Below are 16729 nucleotides of genomic sequence, written 5' to 3' on the forward strand. Positions count from 1 at the left end.
CCGGGGGACCTTTCACGCGCCCCCGCGATGCTGCTGGGGCGACCTTCCGTACGTGCGGCGGAAGGCCCGGCGGAAGGCCCGCTCGTCCGAATATCCCAGCCGCCGCGCGATCACCGCCGTCGGCAGGCTGCCGTCGCCCAGCATCTCCACCGCCAGGTCGCCGCGGACCGCTTCGAGCTCACGCCGCCAGCTCGTGCCCTCCCGCTTGAGCAGTTCCTGGAGCCTGCGCGGGCTGATCGCGAAGTGCCTGGCCGCGGCTTCCAGGTCGCCGAGATGCTGCGCCTGGTAGGCCCGCACCCTGTCCCGCCAGCTCTCCTCGGCGGGGAGGAGCTGCGCGGCCCGGCGTCGCAGCATCGCCGCCGTCACCGGATCGGCTCCGACCAGCGGGATCTCCAGTTCGGAGCGGCGGAAGGTCAGCGAGTTGGCCGGCCGGCCGAAGTCGACGGCGGGGGAGCCGTAGACCTCGGCCAGGTCGCCGTGACGGTGCGGCGCGGGCATGGCCAGCCCGACGTGGACCGGGGTGATCGGCTTCCCGGCGGCCACGCGGACGAGCGCGAGCTGCCAGCCGAGCAGGAACGTGACCGCGTGCCTGTTCTGCGTCGGCAGGCTCCGGCTCAGCGTGACCAGCCCGTCGTGCTCGCTCCAGCCGTACGACCCGCCCGTGGAGAGCACCCCCACGTTCCGTACGGCGGCGCCGAACGCGCCCGCCAGCGTGTCCGAGCTCAGGAACAGGAAGTCCAGCAGGCCGAACGTGCCCGGCTGGTACGCCCGCCCGAGCGTCAGCCCGAAGTCCGGGTCGCCGTTCAGCCTCGCCGCCCGTGTCCAGAGCTCGTCCACGGCGTCGGCGGGGACGCGGGAGGGGAGCTCGTGATCGGACAGGCCGGTCTCCCGGGCCAGCCGCTCGGGGTCCTCGCTTGCGCCCAGCACGTATTTGACCGCTGATGCCGCAATTGTCCCATTCACAGCCGGAATTGTACGTCCTGGCAGGGCATACCATTCCGTATGGTACCTTTTCCGATCAAGGAACGAGGGGCCGCCCGTGAAATGCCCGGGCGGCCGAATTACTCCTTGAATTCAGTGGCTTCCCGCACCTCAGAAAGGTCGCATCATGCGTTTTTCCCGTACCGTACGCTCCGTCATGCTGGGATGCGTGGCGACGACGCTCGCCCTCGGCCTCGCCTCCTGCGGCGGCGGCGTGGACAAGGCGAGCTTCACGGAGAAGCTGAAGGCCGAGGCGGACATGAAGGGCATGCCCGAGCCGGCCCTGTCCTGCCTGGCGGACGTCGCCCTGAAATACGGTGACGCGGAGAGCCTGCAAAGCTACATGGACGGCTCCCTCAAATCGGCCGACGACATCAAGGGCCTGACGGGGAACAAGGAGGCCGAGCAGGCGCTCTCCAAGTGCGCCCAGCAGGTGGGCTGACCGGGCTCCGCGCGCGCCCGCTCACCAGCGCAAAGGACCATACGATCCGGTATGGTATGGTCCGCCTGGTAAGCGGGCGCGACCCTGCGCGCCTGGCCCGGACGAGTGGGAGCACACCACATGAACGCACTGACCCGATGGGTTCCCCGCCTGATCATCGCGCTGGCGATCGTGCACTTCGCCTACGCCCTCGCGACGCCGAACTCCTGGGCCGACATGGCCGGTGACGGCTTCTGGGCCTCCGCCGCCGACACCGCCGCCGCCGACTACTACAAGCGCGAATACACGCTCTACTTCTTCGCCGCCGGCATCCTGCTCCTGGCGCTGGGCACCCTGGCCCGGACGCTGGCCCACGCCACCGGACGTTTCCCGGCCCAGGTCGGCTGGTACCTGATCATCAGCGGCGCCCTGCTGTGCGTCATCGAGTTCCCGGTCACGGGCGGCTGGCTGATGGTCGCCATCGGCGTGCTCGGCCTCGTCGCCGCGCGCCGTGCCAGCACGGCCCGGCCGCTCACCGAGGCGGCGGCCGGGCTGGACCGGTGACACCCCGGCGGCCGGAAGGCAGCGGCCCACCGGATGCGGACATGCCCGTCAGTCCAGCTCGTCCGGGTGCGGGCCGGTGCGCAGCCCGCGGTCGGCGGCGGTGATCGACGCCATGTCCTCGCCCGTGAGCCGGAAGTCGAACACGTCGAGGTTCTGACGGATACGGGCGGGGGTGACCGACTTCGGGATGACGACGTTGCCCAGCTGCAGGTGCCAGCGCAGCACCACCTGGGCGGGGGACCTGCCGAGCCTGGCCGCGATCGCGGTGATCGCCGGGTCGTCCAGGACCGCGCCCTGGGCGAGGGGGCTCCACGCCTCGGTGACGATCCCGTGCTCGGCATGGAAGGTGCGCAGCTCGGCCTGCTGCAGGCCGGGGTGCAGCTCGATCTGGTTGACGGCCGGGGTGATCGTGCCGGCGTCAAGCAGGCGTTCGAGGTGGGCGGCCTGGAAGTTGGAGACACCGGCGGCGCGGATCGTGCCTTCCTGGACCAGGCGCTCCAGAGCTCGCCAGGAGTCCAGGTAGAGGCCGCGCGCGCGGGGGCGGGCCAGTGGATCAGGTAGAGGTCGACGACGTCGAGCCCGAGCTTGGCGAGGCTGGCGTCGAAGGCGGCCAGGGTGGCGTCGTACCCCTGGTCGGCGTTCCACACCTTGGTCGTGATGAACAGTTCCTCGCGCGGCAGGCCCGAGGCGGCCAGCGCCCGGCCGACACCGGTCTCGTTGCCGTAGATCGCGGCCGTGTCGATGCTGCGGTACCCGGCCTCGAGCGCGGCCGTGACGGCGGCGGTGGTCTCGTCGTCGGGGACCTGGAAGACGCCGAAGCCGAGCTGAGGGATCTGGACGCCGTTGTTCAGCGTCACGGTCGGGATGGTCATGGTCGTTCTGTTCCTTACGTGATGGACGGGATCAGTGGTGGGCGGGGGCGGGCATGACGGCCTTTGCCTCGCGTGCGGGGGCGCGGCGTTCCAGGGCCGCCGACCAGAGGGCGAGACCCAGCGCGGCGGCGGCCAGGAGGGCGCCGACCCAGTTCGGGGCCGTGTAGCCGAGGCCGGCGGCGATGACGATTCCGCCCAGCCACGCGGCCAGGGCGTTGCCGAGGTTGAAGGCGCCGATGTTGACCGCGGAGGCCAGCGTCGGCGCGCCGTGCGCCTGGTCGAGCACGCGCTTCTGCAGCGGCGGGACGGTGGCGAAGCCGAGCGCCCCGATGAGCAGGATCGACAGCGCGGCGAGGACCTTGTTGTGCGCGGTCACGGTGAACAGCGCGAGCACGATCGCGAGCCCACCGAGGGTGGCGTACAGCAGCGGCATCAGCGCCCGGTCGGCATACCGGCCGCCGAGCAGGTTGCCGAGGAACATGCCGATGCCGAACAGCACCAGCAGCCAGGTGATGGCGCTGCCGGAGTAGCCGGCGACCTGCGTCATCATCGGCGCGATGTAGGTGATCGCGGCGAAGACGCCGCCGAAGCCGAGCACGGTCATCGCCATCGCGAGCAGCACCTGCGGGTTGCGGAACGCGTGCAGCTCCCCGCGCAGGCGGGCGCCCTGGGCCTGGGGCATGGCGGGCACCAGGGCGGCGATGCCGAGCAGCCCGGCCACGCCGAGCGCGGCGACGATCGCGAAGGTGGTACGCCAGCCCACCGCCTGCCCGATGAAGGTGCCCAGCGGCACGCCCACGATGTTGGCGACGGTCAGCCCGGTGAACATGGTGGCGATCGCGCCGGCCTTCTTGCCCGGGGCGACCAGGCCGGCGGCGACCACCGAGCCGATGCCGAAGAACGCGCCGTGGGCGAACGAGGCCACCACGCGGCCGGTCAGCATCAGCCCGAAGCCCGGCGCCAGCGCGGAGAGCGCGTTGCCGGCCACGAACAGGCCCATCAGCAGGATCAGCACCGTCTTGCGGCTGACCCTGGTGCCGAGCGTCGTCATCAGCGGGGCGCCGATGACGACGCCGATCGCGTAGCCGGTGACCAGGAGTCCCGCGGTGGGGATGGACACCCCGAAGTCGGTGGCGATCTCGGGCAGCAGGCCCATGATCACGAATTCGGTGGTGCCGATCCCGAAGGCCCCGATGGCCAGGGCGAGGAGTGCGAGAGGCACGAGCGCTACCCTTACGTACGATTGCTTGTGCATGTAACAAGCCTGAACAATAGTTGCACACGCGCTATAACTGCAAACGCACGCAGTTTGCTGGATCAAACGTCCAGAACGGCCTCTCCGTTGAGGTAGCGCCCGGGTGAGGTGCCGACGGTCCGGCGGAACGCCGCGAGGAAGGCGCTCGGGGTCGCGTACCCCACCGTGTGCGCCACCTGCGACACCGGCCGGCCCTCGGCGAGGAGAGGCAGGGCGGCCCGCAGGCGCATGTGCGTGCGCCAGCGGTCGAAGCTCATCCCCGTGTCACGGACGAACAGCCGCGTCAGGGTGCGCCGGCTCACTCCGATGGAGCGGGCATGGGCGTCCAGGCTCCGGGAGTCGGAGGGGTCGGCGAGCAGAGTGCCGGCCACGGCGCGTACGCGTTCGTCCACGGGGAGCGGAACGTCGATGGGCAGGGCAGGCAAGGGGCGCAGCAGGTCCAGCACCACCGCCTCGGCCCGCAGCCGCGCGTCATCGGCGAGGTCTTCACGGGCGAGATGGGCGATCAGGTGGGCCAGCAGCCCGTCGACGCCGACCGCGGTGGGCTCCGCCCAGTCCAGGGCGCACCGCGCCGGATCGAGGTAGAGGCTGCACAGCAGCGCGTCGCGGGTCGCGCCGGTCCGGTGGACGACCCCCGCCGGCAGCCACAGGGCCCGGGTGGGCGGCAGGACCCAGTACGCGTCGTCCACGGCGACGCTGAGGACGCCGCTCCGCGTCCAGGCCAGCTGGTGGTGCGTGTGGCTGTGCGGGGAGATCCACTCTCCCGACGACAGCGGGAAGTGCCCGACGACGATCACGCCCACCGCGGCCGGGACCGCGGATTCGCCGGCCTCGATCATGCTCTGCAGACTATGTCCCCACGGCGACATGGTGTGACCTCATCGCGGATCGCGGCCAGCGCTTCGGGCGAGGCACTCATCGGGGAGCGGCGGCCGGAAGGCTTCCGCTGACGGCACGCGACGGCAGCAGCACGGCGATGAGCACCGCGCCGAGCGCCACGCAGACCGCGCCCGCTGTGAGCCCGTCCGCATAGCCCATGACGGCCAGCGCGGCCACCCCGACGGCGCCGCCGATCTGCTGGACGGAGGTGAACAGGGCCGATCCGAGACCGGCGTCCTCCTCGGTGGTGCCGTCGACCGCGGCCACGGCCAGCACGGGCAGGCTCAGCCCGTTGCCCACGCTCAGGACGAGCATGCCGGGCAGGACGTGGGCGGCGTAGGTGTCGCCCGCCGCCACGCCGGACAGCAGCAGCAGCCCGGCGATGTTGACCAGGAACGCCAGCAGGAGCGCCCAGCGCGTCCCGATCCTGAGCGAGGCGCGGGAGGACAGCCACATGCCCGCCAGGATGCCGGCGCCGTAGGGCAGGTAGGAGATTCCGGCCAGGAGCGGGCTGTAGCCCAGCACGGTCTGGATCTGGATCATGAGCAGGAACGACATCGCGTACATCGCCATCGAGAACAGCAGGGTCGCGCCGTTGGCGACCGCCCGCGTCCGCGAGGCCAGGAACGACCGGGGCACCAGCGGCGCCGCCGCCCGTGACTCGGCCACCAGGAGCGCCACCGCCAAGGCGGCGGAGAGCACGACGGCGCCGACGGCGACCGGGTCGCTCCAGCCGGTCTCTCCGGCCCGCAGCAGCCCGTACACCAGCGACACCGCAGCGCCGGTGACCAGGACCGCGCCGGGAACGTCGAGGCCGCGCCGGCCCGGAGCACGGGACTCGGGGATCAGGCGGGGGAGCAGCACCAGGGCCACGGCGACGACGGGGAGGTTGATCAGGAAGATCCCCCGCCAGGACAGCAGGTCGGTCAGCGCCCCGGACAGCACCAGGCCCGAGGTCCCGCCCAGGGCGGCGATGCCGCCCCAGACGCCGAGCGCCCTGGTGCGCTCCTCCGGTCCCGGATACAGCAACGTGATCATCGACATGGCCGCCGGGCCGGCCATCGCAGAACCCGCGCCCTGCACGAACCGCCCGACGACGAGCTGCCACGGCTCCTGCGCGAGCCCGCAGGCCAGGCTGGCCACACCGAACAGCGCCACCCCGATGAGGAAGACGCGGCGGCGGCCCAGCAGATCCGCCATCCGGCCGCACAACAGCAGCAGCCCGCCGAAGGCCAGGAAGTAGGCGTTGACGACCCAGGGCAACCCGGACGCGCTGAATCCCAGCTCATCGCGGATGCTGGGCAGAGCGACGTTCACGACGGTGTCATCGAGCACGAGCATGAACTGGACAAGACACAACACGATCATCGGCACCCGACGACGCTATGATCCGCCGCCGATGGCCACAATCCGCGACGGGGCCAGACCATGTCGCATGGAGGACATCGGCCGACGTCATGTGCGCCTGGGTCAGCGCCCGAAGCCGGGCTGCATGGCCGGAGAGGGGTAGACGGCGAACACCCGGCGACCGTCGAGCCACGCACTCAGCCGCCGCGCCTCGTCCGCCAACGCCTCGCGGGCCTGCGCGGAGACGTCGTCGTCGAGCAGGCGCAGCTCGACCACGCCGTCCGCATCCTGCACCCACGCGCCGACGACGCGCCCGTCGACCCAGGCGGTGGTCCCGGCGTTGCCCGCGCTGTCGAACAAATGGGACGTGTGCGCACCGAGGTAGAAGGCGCGGGCCTTCCAGCCCATCACGGTCGGGTCGAGCAACGGCAGCAGCGCGACCCACGGCCCGGCGGCGGCGACCGGGGCGAGGTCGTCCTCGCGCAGCCACCCCACCGAGCCGTCGGCCAGAGAAACCCGCTGCGCTCCGATGTCGTCCAGCGCGGTGCGGACCGCGGACTTGGTGGCGCCGAGCCACCAGGCGAGATCCTCGACGGTGCCGGGGCCGTAGGACCACAGCCACCGCGACACCAGCTCGGCATAGCCCTGCCGCGCCGCGAGCGCCTCGGGCACCTCGTCCCTCCACCACGCCCGGGTCGTCGTCCAGGTCGGGCGGCTCGTGTACCAGGCTCCGGCGTTGGCCGCGCGCGCCACCACGCCGTCCAGGCTCAGCTGGGTGAGCACGCGCGGAGCGAGCGCGATCCGGCCTCCCCAGGACTTGCCGGGGGCCTGCTCGATGAAGCCGGCGACTTCGGGCACCTCCTCGCGTACTTGCTTCGAGGAGCGGGGCACGCCGTCTGCCAGGTGCGCCAGCACCGCCTTCTCCGCGGTCGCGAGCCAGGCGGCCCCCTGCCCCTCCGCTGCCGGGCCCCAGCGTTCGAGGTCCCTGACCAGCCGGTTGCGATGGATCGCGGCCACCCGGGCCGAGGCGCTTCCCCACACCGCCGGCACGAGATCACGGGGGAACACGAACAGGGTCTCGCGCATCGACTGCTGCCGGACGAGGGAACGCGTCCCGTAGAGCGCCCGTTCGACGTCGTCGACGTCGAGCGCGCCGACGCGTGCCCAGCAGGACAGGTGCACGCTCGGTGGGTCGGTGGCGTGCAGGCACACCACCGCACGCGCGGCCTCCTCGGGAGAGGCCGCCTTGGCCGTGGGCGCGAGAGCGTGCCGTACGCCCAGCCGGGCACGGCGCTCGTCATCGGTCACGAGGCGCATGAGGCCATCCTGGCGTAGGGGCGATTCATTTGCAGATAGTCGAAAGCGGGCCGTCGCGCGGTGGAGGCGGCAGGGGGACGGACGCACAGTGAGTGCCGTCACGACTCCCAGGAAAGGCGGACCCGTTGCCTCATCCCCCTACCCAAACCGCGCTGGCGGATCTGGCCGGACTGTGGCGGATCCGGGTCTTCGAGGAGACCGTCACCCGCCTGCGGGTCGAGGAGCGGATCGCCGGGTCGGTCCACCTGTGCATCGGCCAGGAGGCCGTCCCGGTGGGCGCCTGCGCCGCGCTCGACCTGACGCGTGACGCCGTGTTCGCCACCTACCGAGGTCACGGCTGGGCGCTGGCCTGCGGCGCCGACCCGGCGGCGCTGTTCGCCGAGTTGCTGGGCCGGGAGACGGGCACCAACGGCGGGCGGGCCGGCTCGGCGTACCTGTCGGATCCCGGCCACGGCTTCTACGGCGAGAACTCCATCGTGGGTGCGCACGCCCCCATCGCCGTCGGCGCCGCGCTGGCCGCCCGGTACGACGGCTCCGGCCGGGTCGCGCTCGCGGTGTTCGGCGACGGGGCGATGAACCAGGGCGCCGTCCACGAGGCCATGAACATGGCGAGCGCCTTCGACCTGCCGGTCGTCTTCGTGGTGGAGAACAACCGGTACTCCGAGCTGACGCCGATCGCCGCGATGGTCAGGGACGACGACCTGGTCTCGCGCGCCGCCGCGTACGGCATGCCGGGCTCGTGGGTGAACGGCAACGACGTCGGCGCCGTCCGGCGCGTGGTCGCCGAGGCGGTGGACGCCTGCCGGTCCGGCCGGGGGCCCGTCCTCGTCGAGGCGCACACCCAGCGGCTGGTCGGCCACTACATCGGCGACGCGCAGACGTACCGGCCGCGTGACGAGGTGGAGGCCGCCCGCGCCACGGAGCCGATCGTCGTGCTGACCTCGGCCCTGCGCGCGGCAGGGGCCGGCGACGCGGAGCTCGCCGCGGTCGAGGCCCGGGCGCGCGCCGAGATCGCGGCCGCGGCGGTCACCGCGCTCGCCGCTCCGCCGGCCGACCCCGCCACCGTGAAGGAGCACGTGCATGGCTGAGATCACCTACGCCCAGGCCGTCAACGCCGCGCTGCGCCGCGCCCTCGCGGAGGACCCGGGCACCCTGCTGTTCGGCGAGGACGTCGCGCTCCCCGGCGGGGTCCACGGCGTGACCCGCCGCCTGCGCCGGGAGTTCGGCGAGCGCGTCTTCGACACGCCCATCTCCGAGTCGGCCATCCTCGGCGGGGCCGTGGGCGCGGCCATGATGGGGCTGCGGCCCATCGTGGAGATCATGTGGGCGGACTTCGCGTTCGTCGCGTTCGACCAGTTGATCAACCAGGCGGCCAACGTCCGGTACGCCTCCCGGGGCAGGCTGACCGCGCCGATGACCGTACGCACCCAGCAGGGCGCGACACCCGGTTCCTGCGCCCAGCACTCCCAGAGCGTGGAGGCGCTGTTCGCGCACGTCCCCGGCCTGCGGGTGTGCCTGCCCGCCACCCCGCAGGACGCCTACGACCTGCTGCTGGCTGCGATCGGCTGCGACGATCCGGTCGTCGTCATCGAGAGCCGGGAGCTCTACCACTCGCTCAAGGGCCCGGTCGACCAGGACGGGCCCCGGGCGCCGATCGGCGGCGCGCGCGTCCACCGCGCGGGGTCCGACCTCTCCGTGGTGACCTGGGGGCCGATGCTGCACACGGTGCTGGAGGCCGCCCGGGTCCTGGAGTCGTCCGGCGTCAGCGTGGAGGTGATCGACGCCCGCTGGATCGACCCGTTCGACACGGACACCGTCGTGGACAGCGTCTCGCGTACGGGCCGCCTGGCGGTGGTCCACGCGGCCAACCTGACCGGCGGCTTCGGCGCGGAGGTCGTCGCGCGGGTGGTCGAGCGCGGGGTGCCGCTGTCGGCGCCGCCGCTGCGGATCGCCACCGAGGACCTGCGGATCCCCGCCGCGCCCGCGCTCCAGCGGGCCGCGATCCCCGGCCGTGACACGGTGGCCGGGCGGCTGCTCTCGATGTTCACGCCCGCGACGGCCGCGTGACGGCCACGTGACGGGCGGGCGTCCGGTCAGTCGCGGCCGGGCACGGCCAGGTGATGACCGCTCAGGAGGTTCGTCGCGATGGCGGCGGCCTCCTGCACGGCGGCGATCAGGTCGCGCTGGGCGGTCCTGAACCGCGTGGCGGGCACCGACACCGTGTACGAGCCCGCCGGAGCGCCGTCCTGGTCGAAGTACGCGGCGGAGGCGCAGCAGATGCCGTCGCTGAACTCCTCCAGGTCGAGCGCGAAGCCCTGCCTGCGGATGTTGCCGAGCTCCACGGTCAGGCTGTCGACGTCGCCGAGGGTGCGCGCGGTCAGCCGCCGCAGCTCGACCCCGCCGAACATGATCTCGATCTGCTCGTGCGGCAGGTGCGCCAGCACCGCCTTGCAGGAGGCGCGGGCGTGCGTGTCGCCGGTGTAGCCGACGTCCAGGCCGCGTACGCCGAGCGCCTGCTCACCGGCGATGAACTGCAGCAGGGTGATGACGCCGTGGTGCCAGCCGCTGACGTACGAGGTCTCCCGCGTCCGGGCGTGCAGCCTGGCCAGGATCGCGAACAGCTCGGGAAGGGGCTCGAACCTGGCACGCAGTTGCCTGCCGAGGGAGGCGCCGCCCGGGCCGACGTCGATGCGCCCGCCGGGCAGCCGCACGACGTAGCCGCCCGCCTTGAGCGTGCGCAAGATGTGGTAGCAGCGGCCGAGGCTGAGGCCGAGCTGCCGGCTGAGGCTCTTGGCCGTGGCCTGACCGTCCGCGAGGGCGACGGCGCGCAGCACGTCGATACCTCGCAGCAGGGTTTGCAGGCTGCCGTCGCCCTCGACGGCGGATGGCGACAGGGCGGTGTCGGTCATGCTGGCTCCCGGGCTGGTCGCCCGCACGCTATGCCGTGAGCGGGCAGGTCACGGGTCCGTCGAAGCGAGTTTTCGACTATAGCGAAAAGGCCGGGCCGGCCCGGGGCCGGTGCGCGGGGCCGCGGGCCATACTGCCAACCGCAGAACCGACGGACCCGGAAGGATCACATGCTCAGCTCCGAGCAGTTCCGGTCGCGCTTCCCCGCGTTGCAGCGCCACGTCTGGCTGGACACGCCGGCGAGCCCGCCCGCCGCGCTCGAGGTCGCGCACGCGCTGCAGGCGGCCCTGGACTCATGGCTGTACGGCGACTTCGACTGGCAGGAGTGGGACCGCGCCTCCGGCGCCGCCAGGAGCTCGGTCGCCCGCCTGCTGGGTGTCGCCGAGGAGCGGGTCGCCGTCGTGGGCTCGGTCGCCGAGGCCGCCGCGACGGTCGCCAAGTCCCTGCCGCCCGGCCGGATCGTGGTGCCCGCCCAGGAGTTCCGGAGCAACCTGTTCCCGTGGCGGCAACTGGAGTCCGCCGGGCACGAGGTGACGCTGGTGCCGCCCCGGGACGGCCGCACCCGGACCGAGGACCTGGTGGCGGCGCTCGATCCGCGCACCGCGCTGCTCGCCGTCAGCGACGTGCTGTCGATCGACGGCCACCGCGCCGACCTGCCCGCGCTGCGCCGGGCCGCGGACGGCGTGGGCGCGCGGCTGTTCGTCGACGCGACCCAGTCGCTCGGCGCGCTCCGCCTCGACCTCGACCGCGTACGCCCCGACTACCTCGCCGTGCACGGCTACAAGTGGATGCTGTGCCCGCGCGGGGCCGCCTGGCTGGTCACGGCGCCCGACCACGTCGGCGGGCTGGTTCCGCTGCTGCCGAGCTGGAAGTCCACCGAGCCCCCGCACGGCTACTTCGGCGGGCCGTACGTCACCGCCGGCAGCGCGGCGCGCTGCGACACCTCGCCCGCCTGGCTGTCCTGGGTCGGCGCGCTGCCCGCGCTGGACCTCCTGCTCGCTCTCGACGCCGAGAGTGTCGAGCGCCACTGCCTGCGGCTGGCCGCCGAGTTCCGGGAACGCGTGGCCGAGACGGAGGCCGGCGCCCCCCTTCCCGGCAGCGGGAGCCACATCGCGGTGGTGCGCGTCAGCGACCCGGACGCGGTCCGGGCCCGGCTGGCCCGGGAGGGCGTGCGCGCCACCCTGCTCGGCGACCGGCTGCGGGTGGGCTTCCACTATTTCAACGACGGCGCCGACGTCGAACGGGCCGTCGACGCGCTGCGAGACCGGAAGAGGCGAGCGTCATGATCAACCGCTGGAACCCTGCCGGGGTCCCGGCGCCCGTCGGCCGCTACAGCCATGTGGCCGCGGTGCCGGGGGGCACCACGCTGGTGTTCGTCTCGGGGCAGGTGGGGAACCTGGCGGACGGCTCGCTCGCGGGCCCGGATGCCCTGTCGCAGACCCGCCAGGCGTTCGCCAACCTGCGGTCCGTGCTGGACGCGTGCGGGGCGAGGCCGGACGACGTGGTCAAGCTGCTGACCTTCGTGGCCGGCGCGGAGCACCTGCCCGGCTTCCGTGCGGCCCGGGACGAGGTGTTCGACGCGTGGTATCCCGGCGGCGACGTCCCGGCGCACTCCCTGGCCGTCGTCGCCGCGCTGGCCGACCCCGCGCTCACGGTGGAGATCGAGGCCGTCGTCGCGGTGAACGGCGATCTCCGGGCGCCGGGGCCCGGCCCGGGTCACCCGGCCAGTTCGTAGAGCTGCGACACCCCGCTGCCCTGCCTGGCGTACACCCACACGCGGGCGGTGCCGGGCACCGGCGCGAGGTCCATGATCTCGGTCGGCCCCTCGGGGAGCGGGTGCTCGGTCCACCGCCCGTCCTTGACGTGCAGCAGGTACGGTCTGCGCCCCTGGTCGGGGTTGGCCGCGATCCACACCCCGCCCTCGGTGTCCGCCCGCGCGACGGTCAGCGCGGTCCCGGGCATCGGGCGTTCCGCCCGTCTCCACGTGCCGCCCGCCCAGCGCAGGACCACGCCCTCCTTGGCCGTGTAGCGCAGGCAGGCGCCGGGCTTCTCCACCAGGACCGAGCCCACGGCCCAGGCGTCGTCACGGCGGGGTACGGCCAGGGCCTGGATCGAGAACCTCGGCCACCCCGTGCTGACGCAGCCCGCGCTGGTGGGGCTGGGGGACGGGACCGGGACCTGGGGCAGGGGGTGGACGCTCCACCGGGAGCCCTCCCACCGGATGGCCTGGGTCTCGCCGCCGGCCTGCTGGATCGCCCAGACCTGATCGGGCCCGGAGGCGGCGACCCGTTCCAGCCATGCCGACCCCGCCTCGCCCGCGGGTCTCCGCACCGGCTTCCACCTGCCGCCGTCCCGCCGGTGCAGGTACCAGCCTCCGTACTCGCCGGTCTCGGCCAGCCACGCCTCTCCCTTGGCCGGGACCGCCAGGTCCCTGACGTCGAGGTCGTCGTAGGGAGAGGACCGGGGGCGTCTCACCCACTGGCCCCGCGCCCGCTGCCACACGCTGCCGGACACCAGCCAGAGGTCGTCACCCGCCGGTGACGTCCGGAAGCCGAAGCCGTAACCCGCCGGGGTGAAGGAGCCGGGCGGCTCGGTGCGCCGCCAGGCGCGCCCGTCCCACCGCATCATCAATGCCCGGTCGCCCGCGACGAAGGCCCACGCCTGCCCCGAGCTCGTGGCGGCGACGGAGTGCCACCGGTGCTCGCCGGACCCGTTCCAGGTGTGCGTCAGCCGCCACGACCCGCCCGGGTCCGCCGGCGTCCTGGCGGGTGATCCGGAGCTGGGGGCGCACGCCGTGAGCAGCAGAAGCAGGACCCAGACCAGCCGCATAGCGGCCCATCCTAGGACGATTCACACCGGTCAGGTGGGCTCTTCCAGTTTGCCGGCGATCTCCTCCAGGGCCGCCAGGTCGGCGGGCGAGAGCCGGTCGATGACGTGGCGGCGGACCGATTCGAGGTGGGCGGGGGCGGCGTCCTCCAGCGTTTCGAGGCCGTGGTCGGTGAGGACGAGGTAGCAGCCCCGGCCGTCGTCCGGGTCGGGCTCGCGCCGCAGCAGGCCGCGGGCCTCCATGCGGGTGGCGTGCCGGGACAGGCGGCTGCGCGACCAGCCCATCTTGGCGGCCTGCTCGTGCAGCGTGCTGGTGCGGCCGGGGCGTTCGGACAGCGTGCTCAGCACCTCGTAATCAGGGTCGGACAGGCCGAGTTCGGCCAGGTCGCGCGCGGTGCGCGTCTGGATCGCGATCATCATGCGCCGCAGGGCACGCCACGCTCGTTCCTCGTCGGCTTCGAGCCAGCGCACCGTGGCGTGAGACTGCTTCTTTGACATGTAAACAAGTTACCAGGTACGGTCGTTTCCATGTCAACGAAAACTACGCGTGTCCTCGTCCTGGTGTGCAGCACCCGTCCCGGCGCCCTCGGCCCGGCCGTGGGGGAGTGGCTGATCGACGCGATCGCGCCCCGGGCGGCCGAACTCGGCGTGGAGCTCGTGCCCGTGGCCCTCGGCGACCTGGCCCTGCCGTTCCTCGACGAGGAGGAGCACCCGTCGTCCGGCGTCTACCGGCAGGAGCACACCAAGCGGTGGAGCGCGATGGTGGACGCCGCGGACGGCTTCATCGCCGTCACGCCCGAGTACAACTACGGCATGCCGGCCACGTTCAAGAACGCCCTGGACTACCTCGGCCGCGAATGGGCGTGGAAGCCGATGGGGTTCGTCAGCTACGGCAACACCTCGGCGGGCACCCGGGCGGTCCAGCACGCCAAGCAGGTGGTGACGGCACTGCGCATGGTGCCGCTGGGCGCCACGGTCGCGCTGCGCATCGCCGATACGGTGGAGAACGGGCGGCTACGCCCGGACGCCGCCCGCGATTCGGCCGCCGCCGGGATCCTGGACGAGCTCGTCGGCCTCGCCCACGGCCTGCGTCCGATGCGCGAGCGGATCCGCTCGACGCCGGGGCCGCTGCCGGGCTCGTACGTCCGGGAGCTGACTCCTGACGACGCGGCGGAGGTCCTGGTGCTCCAGCGCTGCTGCTGGGTGGATGAGGCTCAGGCCAACGACACGCTGGACATCTCCGCCCTAAGGGAGTCGCTGGAGCAGGTGCGCGCGTGGCTGGGCGCCTGGCAGGGCACGGGCCTGTGGCGGGACGGGCGGCTGCTGGGCATGGTGCGCACCCGGCGCGCGGGCGACTACTGGCACGTGGGCCGGCTCGGCGTCGCCCCCGACCTGCGCGGACAGGGTGTCGGGCGCTGGCTGCTGCGCCGGGCCGAGGCCGCCGCCGACGCGGACTGCCGCCGCGTCGTGCTGTCCACCGGCGCCGGGAGCCGCCACAACCTCGCCCTCTACCACGCCGAGGGCTACCGCACGGAGTCGTCCGACGGCGCGACGGCCTCGCTCGTCAAGCCGACGCCCGCGGGCGCCGCCGTGGGGGAGCCGGCGGGCGTGGTGTGAGGGGCGGGCCGCTACGAGGCCGCCTCCAAGGGCAGGTCGCTGCCGCGCCAGGTGGCCGCCAGCTCCTCGACCGGCAGGCCGAGCGCCTCGCCGAGGCAGACGATCGTGCCGAAGCCGGGAGACGGGAGCCGTCCGGTCTCGATCTTGCGCAGGGTCTCCGGCGAGATGCCGGCCGCCTGCGCGACCTCGGCCAGGTCGCGGCCCGCTCGCGCGTGGCGCAGGAGGGCGCCGAGACGCCGGCCGGCTTCGATCTGCTCGCGTGTGAGCGGTTGGCGGACCATGCGCCCCAGGATAGTGCCGGTATAACTATACCGGCAAGCGCCCGGATGGCGGTATAGTTATACCGACACTCTAGGACGCGAGGTAACCGTGATCGAACTGAAGACGCCTGCGGAGATCGAACGCATGCACGTGGCCGGGCGGTTCGTCGCCGAAGTGCTCTCCGAGGTCGGCCGGCTCGCCGACGTGGGCGTCAACCTCCTGGACCTTGAGCACCACGTACGCGGCATGATCAAACGACGTGGCGCGGAGTCGTGCTACTGGGACTACGCGCCCTCCTTCGGGGACGGCCCGTTCCGCAACGTCATCTGCCTGTCGGTCAACGACGCCGTCCTGCACGGACTGCCTCACGACTACACCCTGCGTGACGGCGACGTGCTCAAGGCCGACCTCGCGGTCGGCATCGACGGCTGGGTGGCCGACTCGGCCCGTACGGTCATCGTCGGGACCCCCGCCGAGGAGGACCTGCGGATCGTCCGCGCCACCGAGGAGGCGCTGGAGGCGGCGATCGAGGCGGCCCGGCCGGGCAACCGCCTGGGCGACATCTCGGCGGCCATCTGGGCGGTCGCCAGCGACTACGGCTACCCGGTCAACACCGAGTTCGGCGGGCACGGCATCGGGCGCACCATGCACGAGGGGCCGCACGTGTCGAACAAGGGCAAGGCGGGGCGCGGCCTCGCGCTCCGGCCCGGCCTGACGCTGGCGATCGAGCCCTGGTTCGCCCGGACGACCGACCGGATCGTCTACGACCCCGACGGCTGGACCATCCGGTCGGCCGACGGCTCGCGTACGGCCCACTCCGAGCACACGGTGGCCATCACCGAGGACGCCGCCCTGGTGCTCACCCGGCGCGAACCGGACGAAACGGCCTGAGATTTCGCGGTCACGAGCGGCCGGTCAGCGCCGCCAGTGTCTGGGCCTCGGGCCGGGGCGAGGCGATCCGGTTCCACGGGAACAGTGACAGCGCCCTGGCCATCGCGCAGGTGTCGGTGAGCGCGGAGAAGGTCAGGCCCGCGCCGATCGCCCCGGCCACCCACGTCAGCGGCCGCCAGGCCATGCCGCCGGCGACCCCGGCGAGCACGAGGGTGCCCGCCACCATGCGGACCTGGCGTTCCATCGCCCAGGCGCCGCGCCCGTGGTTCAGCGGGGCGCCCTCGCTCTGCCAGGCGGTCAGGCCGCCGTCGAGCACGCTCACGGCCGGCAGGCCCGCCGCGGCGGCGATCGCGTGGGCGTCGCGGGCGCGCACGCCGGAGTGGCAGACCAGGACGACGTGGTCGTCGTGCCGGGCGGCGAGGCCGGCGGCGTGCTTGCGGATGAGGTCGAGGGGGACGTTGGCCGAGCCTGGGATGTGGCTCGCCGCGAACTCCCCGGGGCTGCGGACGTCGATGAGCCGGACGCCCGCGCCGCTGTCGAGCAGGGCGCGGACCTGTGCGGTGGTGAGGGTGGTCATGTGCTGGCCTTTCT

18 protein-coding genes and 1 pseudogene are annotated in these 16729 nt (G+C 73.0%); 8 read left to right on the top strand and 11 right to left on the bottom strand.

Annotation, left to right across the window (positions count from 1 at the left end; all coding sequences use genetic code 11):
- Nucleotides 1-12: 12 nt before the first annotated feature.
- Nucleotides 13-963: an AraC family transcriptional regulator ligand-binding domain-containing protein gene (locus tag AB0G11_RS22205; RefSeq protein WP_357587845.1), complete on the bottom strand. Its 951-nt coding sequence runs from the start codon at nucleotides 961-963 to the stop codon at nucleotides 13-15.
- Nucleotides 964-1150: 187 nt separating this feature from the next.
- On the opposite strand from AB0G11_RS22205, the gene AB0G11_RS22210 reads away from it, so the two are divergent.
- Nucleotides 1151-1423: a hypothetical protein gene (locus tag AB0G11_RS22210; protein ID WP_357587847.1), complete on the top strand. Its 273-nt coding sequence runs from the start codon at nucleotides 1151-1153 to the stop codon at nucleotides 1421-1423.
- Between the two features lie 120 nt (nucleotides 1424-1543).
- Nucleotides 1544-1966 carry a DUF6463 family protein gene (locus AB0G11_RS22215; RefSeq protein WP_357587848.1) on the top strand — a complete coding sequence of 141 codons (423 nt, stop codon included), beginning with the start codon at nucleotides 1544-1546 and terminating at the stop codon, nucleotides 1964-1966.
- Nucleotides 1967-2014: 48 nt separating this feature from the next.
- Here AB0G11_RS22215 and AB0G11_RS22220 read toward each other — a convergent pair.
- From AB0G11_RS22220 to AB0G11_RS22240, 5 genes and pseudogenes are all read right to left on the bottom strand, one after another.
- Nucleotides 2015-2838, bottom strand: a pseudogene (locus AB0G11_RS22220) (aldo/keto reductase).
- A 31-nt stretch (nucleotides 2839-2869) separates the two neighbouring features.
- Nucleotides 2870-4060: an MFS transporter gene (locus AB0G11_RS22225; protein WP_357587850.1), complete on the bottom strand. Its 1191-nt coding sequence runs from the start codon at nucleotides 4058-4060 to the stop codon at nucleotides 2870-2872.
- A gap of 95 nt (nucleotides 4061-4155) precedes the next feature.
- The gene (locus AB0G11_RS22230; RefSeq protein ID WP_357587852.1) at nucleotides 4156-4932 is read right to left on the bottom strand and encodes a helix-turn-helix transcriptional regulator; all 777 of its coding nucleotides are present in this window, start codon (nucleotides 4930-4932) and stop codon (nucleotides 4156-4158) included.
- 76 nt (nucleotides 4933-5008) lie between these two features.
- Nucleotides 5009-6340 (bottom strand): MFS transporter, encoded by a 1332-nt coding sequence (locus AB0G11_RS22235; RefSeq protein WP_357588034.1) that lies wholly within the window; start codon nucleotides 6338-6340, stop codon nucleotides 5009-5011.
- A gap of 102 nt (nucleotides 6341-6442) precedes the next feature.
- Complete coding sequence (locus AB0G11_RS22240) at nucleotides 6443-7636, bottom strand: winged helix DNA-binding domain-containing protein (protein ID WP_357587854.1); 1194 nt, start codon at nucleotides 7634-7636, stop codon at nucleotides 6443-6445.
- 125 nt (nucleotides 7637-7761) lie between these two features.
- Here AB0G11_RS22240 and AB0G11_RS22245 point away from each other — a divergent pair, with 125 nt between their 5' ends.
- Nucleotides 7762-8724 (top strand): thiamine pyrophosphate-dependent dehydrogenase E1 component subunit alpha, encoded by a 963-nt coding sequence (locus tag AB0G11_RS22245; protein ID WP_357587856.1) that lies wholly within the window; start codon nucleotides 7762-7764, stop codon nucleotides 8722-8724.
- Nucleotides 8717-9703 (top strand): transketolase C-terminal domain-containing protein, encoded by a 987-nt coding sequence (locus tag AB0G11_RS22250; protein ID WP_357587858.1) that lies wholly within the window; start codon nucleotides 8717-8719, stop codon nucleotides 9701-9703. Before AB0G11_RS22245 ends, AB0G11_RS22250 begins: the two co-directional genes overlap by 8 nt.
- 26 nt (nucleotides 9704-9729) lie before the next feature.
- On the opposite strand, the gene AB0G11_RS22255 is transcribed toward AB0G11_RS22250, so the two are convergent.
- Nucleotides 9730-10545 (bottom strand): IclR family transcriptional regulator C-terminal domain-containing protein, encoded by an 816-nt coding sequence (locus AB0G11_RS22255; RefSeq protein WP_357587860.1) that lies wholly within the window; start codon nucleotides 10543-10545, stop codon nucleotides 9730-9732.
- Nucleotides 10546-10713: 168 nt separating this feature from the next.
- Here AB0G11_RS22255 and AB0G11_RS22260 point away from each other — a divergent pair, with 168 nt between their 5' ends.
- Nucleotides 10714-11829: an aminotransferase class V-fold PLP-dependent enzyme gene (locus AB0G11_RS22260; RefSeq protein WP_357587862.1), complete on the top strand. Its 1116-nt coding sequence runs from the start codon at nucleotides 10714-10716 to the stop codon at nucleotides 11827-11829.
- Nucleotides 11826-12278 carry a RidA family protein gene (locus AB0G11_RS22265; protein ID WP_357587864.1) on the top strand — a complete coding sequence of 151 codons (453 nt, stop codon included), beginning with the start codon at nucleotides 11826-11828 and terminating at the stop codon, nucleotides 12276-12278. Before AB0G11_RS22260 ends, AB0G11_RS22265 begins: the two co-directional genes overlap by 4 nt.
- Here the strand turns inward: AB0G11_RS22265 and AB0G11_RS22270 are convergent.
- Nucleotides 12260-13372 carry a hypothetical protein gene (locus tag AB0G11_RS22270; RefSeq protein WP_357587866.1) on the bottom strand — a complete coding sequence of 371 codons (1113 nt, stop codon included), beginning with the start codon at nucleotides 13370-13372 and terminating at the stop codon, nucleotides 12260-12262. The two genes, AB0G11_RS22265 and AB0G11_RS22270, sit on opposite strands and share 19 nt — an antisense overlap.
- 30 nt (nucleotides 13373-13402) lie before the next feature.
- Nucleotides 13403-13867 (bottom strand): MarR family transcriptional regulator, encoded by a 465-nt coding sequence (locus tag AB0G11_RS22275; protein ID WP_357587868.1) that lies wholly within the window; start codon nucleotides 13865-13867, stop codon nucleotides 13403-13405.
- 30 nt (nucleotides 13868-13897) lie between these two features.
- Between AB0G11_RS22275 and AB0G11_RS22280 the strand changes: the two genes are divergently transcribed.
- Nucleotides 13898-14986 (top strand): bifunctional NAD(P)H-dependent oxidoreductase/GNAT family N-acetyltransferase, encoded by a 1089-nt coding sequence (locus tag AB0G11_RS22280; RefSeq protein WP_357587870.1) that lies wholly within the window; start codon nucleotides 13898-13900, stop codon nucleotides 14984-14986.
- An 11-nt stretch (nucleotides 14987-14997) separates the two neighbouring features.
- On the opposite strand, the gene AB0G11_RS22285 is transcribed toward AB0G11_RS22280, so the two are convergent.
- A complete protein-coding gene (locus AB0G11_RS22285; RefSeq protein ID WP_219510698.1) occupies nucleotides 14998-15267 on the bottom strand; it encodes a helix-turn-helix transcriptional regulator in 270 nt (89 codons plus the stop codon).
- A gap of 88 nt (nucleotides 15268-15355) precedes the next feature.
- On the opposite strand from AB0G11_RS22285, the gene map reads away from it, so the two are divergent.
- Nucleotides 15356-16138, top strand: a complete 783-nt coding sequence (gene map, locus AB0G11_RS22290; protein WP_357587872.1) for a type I methionyl aminopeptidase — start codon at nucleotides 15356-15358, stop codon at nucleotides 16136-16138.
- Between the two features lie 10 nt (nucleotides 16139-16148).
- On the opposite strand, the gene AB0G11_RS22295 is transcribed toward map, so the two are convergent.
- A complete protein-coding gene (locus tag AB0G11_RS22295; protein WP_357587874.1) occupies nucleotides 16149-16715 on the bottom strand; it encodes a rhodanese-like domain-containing protein in 567 nt (188 codons plus the stop codon).
- Nucleotides 16716-16729: the final 14 nt, after the last annotated feature.

Source organism: Nonomuraea sp. NPDC023979, from assembly GCF_040639085.1.
Lineage (GTDB): Bacteria > Actinomycetota > Actinomycetes > Streptosporangiales > Streptosporangiaceae > Nonomuraea > Nonomuraea ceibae.